The sequence below is a fragment of the Devosia sp. genome (assembly GCF_036676215.1).
Lineage (GTDB): Bacteria > Pseudomonadota > Alphaproteobacteria > Rhizobiales > Devosiaceae > Devosia.
The window spans coordinates 1-5083 of sequence record NZ_JAKFDJ010000035.1 but is presented as its reverse complement, the minus strand read 5'-3'; the positions used below and the strand labels follow the sequence as shown (position 1 = coordinate 5083).

Here is a 5083-nt window from a genome sequence, read left to right as displayed (position 1 = left end):
CGGAAAGCCCCGAGCTGGAAGTCGTGCTCGTTGGCCAGGTCCAGGCGGCGATGCGGCGCGAAGCTCTTGGCTTCGCCTGTCAGTTGGCTGCCGTCGTCGGCCATCATCGGGCTCCCATCGGGTAAAAATCCGAACTGCGCCCAAGTCTTCCGGGCCCATCACGCAGAGCCTCGATCTGCGCGGCGCATGGTCCGCGGCTTGGTTTCGAGGCGTTGATGTCAGTCATCGATCGCGCTCCGCAATTCGCGGTTCCGAGGTGGTTCCAGTGAACCGCCGCATCCCCCGTTCCCCGGACGATATCGAACAGTCGCTGCTTACCGCGATCTCCGATCCTATCCGGCATAAGATCATCGTGCACCTCAGCGCCCGGCCACTCTGCGTCGGCAAGCTGGCCAGCCGGTTCCCGGTCGTTCGCGCCGCGATCTCGCGCCATCTGAGAGTCCTTCTCGATGCGGGCCTGGTCACCTGCCGGCGCACGGGCTCGCTCAACATCTACTCGGTGCGCCCCGAGCCGCTGGAGCGGCTGCGGACCTATTTCGGCCAGATCTCCTACGAGGCGGCTCGCACGGTCGAAGGCCTCGACGGGGACCGGTGGCTAGACGCCGCCTAGTTCCCAAACCCGCACCCAAGATCGCACCGGTTACATAGGAAACAATACAAAATGTAAAAGGCGTAACAACTGAGGCAATTCTGCGACAAATAGACTCGAAAGCGCTGCGTCGTTTGGCTCAGTGTTCGGCTATTCATGCTTGCCTCAAATCTAAACAGTAACGCGTAAGCATAAATTCCAAATCCGACAGGTTGGAGAAACCGCCACAACGGCGATCAACACTGTCATGTCCTGGGGGATATCAATGACGAATCGAAACAACCGTGGGCGCTTGCTCGCGTCGTCGATGTTGTGCGGGGTGCTCTTCGCGAGCGTGTCCACACCGGCCTTAGCGCAAGACATGGATGAAGAGGCCGTCGCCGAGATCGTGGTGACCGGCACGCGGATTCCGACCCCGAACCTGGAGAGCATCAGCCCGGTGGTCGCCATGAGCGCCACCGACGTCAAGGCCCAGGGCGTGATCCGGGTCGAGGACCTGCTGAACAGCATGCCGCAGTCCTTCGCCGCGCAAGGCTCGACGATCTCCAACGGATCGAACGGCACCGCGACCGTGAACCTGCGCGGTCTGGGCGCCCAGCGGACGCTGGTCTTGATCAACGGCCGTCGCCTGATGCCCGGCAACCCGACCTCGACGGGCAACCCCGTGGCCGACCTGAACTTCATTCCCAGCGCGCTGATCGAACGCCTGGACGTCTCGACCGGCGGAGCCTCGGCGGTGTATGGCGCCGACGCCATCGCGGGCGTCGTCAACTTCATCATGCAGAAGAACTTCGAGGGCGTGCGCCTCGACGCGCAGGTCTCGACCTATCAGCATTCCAACGGCAATGCCGTCGCCGACGTGATCCGCGCCAAGGCCGCGACCGCGCCGGTGCCCGAGCAGTTCGCGCTGCCCAAGAAGAATGTGGTCGATGGCGAGGCCCAGGAAATCACCCTGACCGTCGGGGTCAGCACCGATGACAATCGAGGCAACATCACTGCCTATGTCGGCTATCGGCACGCCGCGCCCATCCTGCAAGCCGACCGGGACTACAGCGCGTGCGCCCTGAACTCAGGCGCGGTCTTCACCTGCGGCGGGTCCGGCACCAACGCCTATAGCTGGATCGGCGGCTTCGTCGTCGATCCGCTGGGGCCGGGCAATACCTTCCGGCCCCGCAACGCCGCGCTCGACGTCTACAACTTCGGCCCGACCAATTTCTACCAGCGGCCGGACGAGCGCTACACCATGGGCGCCTTCGCCCGCTATGAGTTCTCCGAGAAGCTCGAAGCCTATGGCGAGCTGATGTTCATGGAGGACACCTCGGTGGCGCAAATCGCGCCCGGCGGGATCTTCGCGGCCAACTTCAACATCAACTGCGACAATCCGCTAATGACCGCGGCGCAACAGGCCCAGCTCTGCGGCGCCAACGCGGGCACGCCGACGCTCTTCCGCGGTATCGTCGCGCGCCGGAACGTCGAGGGCGGCGGTCGCGAAAGCAGCTTCCACTCGATGGCCTACCGGATGCTCGTCGGGGCGAAGGGCGACCTGGGCGAGAACTGGAACTACGACATGTACGCCCAGTACGGAAAGACCATCCTGGCGGCCGACACCGCGAAGTTCTTCCATTCGGGCCGCATCCAGAACTCGCTGATCGTCAAGCGCAACGCCGCGGGCCAGATCGTCTGCCAATCGGTGATCGACGGCAGCGACCCGGCCTGCGTCCCCTACAACATCTTCACCCTGACCGGGGTCACACCGGCGGCATTGAACTACCTCCAGGCGCCGAGCTACCTCGACGGCCACACCATCGAGCGGGTGGTCAACTTCTCGCTTGGCGGCGACCTCACCGAGTACGGGATCAAACTCCCGTGGACCGATGAGGGCGTCGGCGTCGCGCTGGGCGCCGAATATCGCAGCGAGGACATGAAGGTGGTCGCTGACTTCCTGGCCACCAACGGCCTGATCAGCGGCGCCGGCGGTCCGATCCCTCCGATCAACGCGAGCTACGACGTCAAGGAAGTCTACGGCGAAGCGCGTATCCCGCTCGTCAAGGACATGCCTGGGATCCAGAGCCTGCAAGCCGAGGTCGGCTATCGCTATTCCGACTACTCTTTCGGCCAGACCACCAATACCTATAAGGCTGGCGGCGACTGGGTTCCGGTCGAGGGCCTGCGGCTGCGCGCCAGCTACCAGCGTGCTGTCCGCGCGCCAAACCTGGTCGAGCTGTACGGCGCCCAGACCATCGCGCTGAACGGCACGAGCGATCCCTGCGCCGGCCTCACCGCCGGAGATCCGCTGGTCGCCCGCTGCGCCGCGGCGTTCAACCTGACCACCGCCCAGGTCCTGGCCATCACGCCGAACCCGGCCCCGCAGTACTACGGGCTGATCGGCGGCAACCCGAACCTGAAGCCCGAAACCAGCGACACGGTCTCCTTCGGGTTCGTGGCGGCGCCGACCTTCCTGCCGGGCTTCAACTTCTCGCTCGACTATTTCGACATCAAGCTGAAGGACTTCATCAACTCGCTGGGCCAGGACAACACCCTGTCGCTCTGCCTGGCAGGCGACGCCGCCAAGTGCGCCCTGGTCAAGCGTGACCCCCAGGGATCGCTCTGGCTGACGCCGAACGGGCCGGACGGCTATGTGATCGACCTCACGGAGAACACCGGCGGCCTGCGGACCAGCGGCATCGACATCAACGCCAATTACCGCGCGAACCTGGACGATTTTGGCTTCGAGGGGATGGGCACGATCTCGGCCAGCATGACCGGCACCTACCTGCTTAGCTATAAGAGCCAGACCCAAAAGGGCGATCCTTGGGTCGATTGCGCCGGCCTCTACGGCAACAACTGCAGCGGCCGCGGCGTCACCCCGGGCGTGCCGAACCCCGAATGGCGCCACAAGGCCCGTCTGACCTGGAACACGCCGTTCATCTGGGACCTGAGCCTCTCGGCTCAGTGGCGCTACTTCTCCAGCGTGGATCTGGACGGGACGTCGGACGATCCCCTGCTCGCGCAGGCCGCTCCGCCGGCAACGGACTTGAAGCTCGGCGCGCGCAGCTATCTCGACCTGATGGCCAATTGGACCATCGCGGAGAACTATACCTTCCGCGCCGGGGTCAACAACGTGCTGGACAAGGATCCGCCGCTCAACGGCGGCACAAACTGCCGCGGCGGCCCCTGCAACGGAAACACCCACCCGCAGGTCTATGACGCCCTGGGTCGCTTCCTGTTCCTGGGCATCACGGCGAAGTACTGACCATCCCCGCGACGAGGCGGGCCCTATCGCCCGCCTCGTCGTCACCGCCTCATCGGAATCCCGCTCCGGCGGGGCGGGGCCTCTCGGGGCGGCGGTTCCCCTCCGTCGCCCCGACCTTCTTGACGAAAAAAATGACGACGTTGCCGGGAGGCGCGAGCCATGACCACTCTCACCGCGAACCCGACCAGGCGCGCCCTGCGCCCGATCGAGGCGATCATTGGCGCCGGGCTGATCGCCGCGGTTCTCGACATCTCCAATCCGATCATTATCTGGGGGCTCAAGGGCGTCCCGGCCGAGCGCATCCTGCAGTCGGTGGCCAGCGGCCTGCTGGGCAAGGCGGCCTACACGGGCGGCGCGGCCACGGCGGCGCTCGGCATGGCGGCCCACACCCTGATCATGCTGGGGGCGGCGACCTTCTACTATCTCGCCAGCCGCAGGCTGCCGGCGATGAACCGCCACCCCTGGATCGCCGGCCCGGCCTTCGGGTTCGGCTTCTACTTCTTCATGAACTATCTGGTGGTGCCGCTGTCGCTGGCGACCAACAAGGCGCCGAGCGGCTGGTTCCCGATACTCAACCAGATGTTCTGCCACATGGTGCTGGTGGGCCTCACCTTCTCGCTGATCATCAGCCGGGCGCGGAAGCCCGGCGACCCCGCCTAGGCCAGGTGATCGCCGGCGGCGGCCCAGCATCGGTCCAGGTCTTCGCGGACCTGGCCGTCCCCAGCGCGCGCTGGAGTGACCTCTCGGACACAAAGCTTGACAATTGCTCCGACAGGAAAGATGTCTACTTATACGTAGAGTAAATAAGCTTAACTATTCAGATTTGGTTAGTCGATATTTACCAATTCAGCCAGTAGATCAAGTATTATTGATCTGCGAACATTGTTGTCGGTGATATGACTCTCGGGCGTTTCTTGGAGGAAACACCCATGACTGCCGCTGTCGCTACAAAGGGGCGCTATGCCCAAATGAGCCTTGTGCAAGGACTCGACAGTTCCGTCCTCAAGGTCTCGACCCCGGGGGACTTCGTCGACAAGGACTTCAGCATCGTCAGCAAGTCGATCCTGGAGCTGATCCACAAGCACACCGGCTGCAACTGCCTGTCCGGCCGCATCAAAGTCGTGATCGAGGACGATTTCGAGGACGTGATCCGCGTCGATCTCGGCCAACGCTTCGGCTGAACGCGTCCGGCCCCGCCCTCGACCCGCGGAGGGCGGGGCCGGATCCTTCACTTGCAGGCA

Annotated in this window: 4 protein-coding genes; all 4 read left to right on the top strand. The window is 64.2% G+C overall.

Annotated features, from left to right (window positions below; all coding sequences use genetic code 11):
- Positions 1-265 precede the first annotated feature (265 nt).
- The 4 genes from V6M52_RS02380 (at position 266) to V6M52_RS02365 (ending at position 5023) form a co-directional block, all read left to right on the top strand.
- A complete protein-coding gene (locus tag V6M52_RS02380; protein WP_332699046.1) occupies positions 266-610 on the top strand; it encodes an ArsR/SmtB family transcription factor in 345 nt (114 codons plus the stop codon).
- A 244-nt stretch (positions 611-854) separates the two neighbouring features.
- Complete coding sequence (locus V6M52_RS02375; protein WP_332699044.1) at positions 855-3842, top strand: TonB-dependent receptor domain-containing protein; 2988 nt, start codon at positions 855-857, stop codon at positions 3840-3842.
- A 159-nt stretch (positions 3843-4001) separates the two neighbouring features.
- On the top strand, positions 4002-4502 hold the full coding sequence (locus V6M52_RS02370) for a hypothetical protein (protein WP_332699040.1): 501 nt from the start codon (positions 4002-4004) through the stop codon (positions 4500-4502).
- Positions 4503-4771: 269 nt separating this feature from the next.
- Entirely contained in the window at positions 4772-5023 is a 252-nt protein-coding gene (locus tag V6M52_RS02365) for a hypothetical protein (protein WP_332699037.1), read from the top strand.
- The last annotated feature ends 60 nt before the right edge of the window (positions 5024-5083 follow it).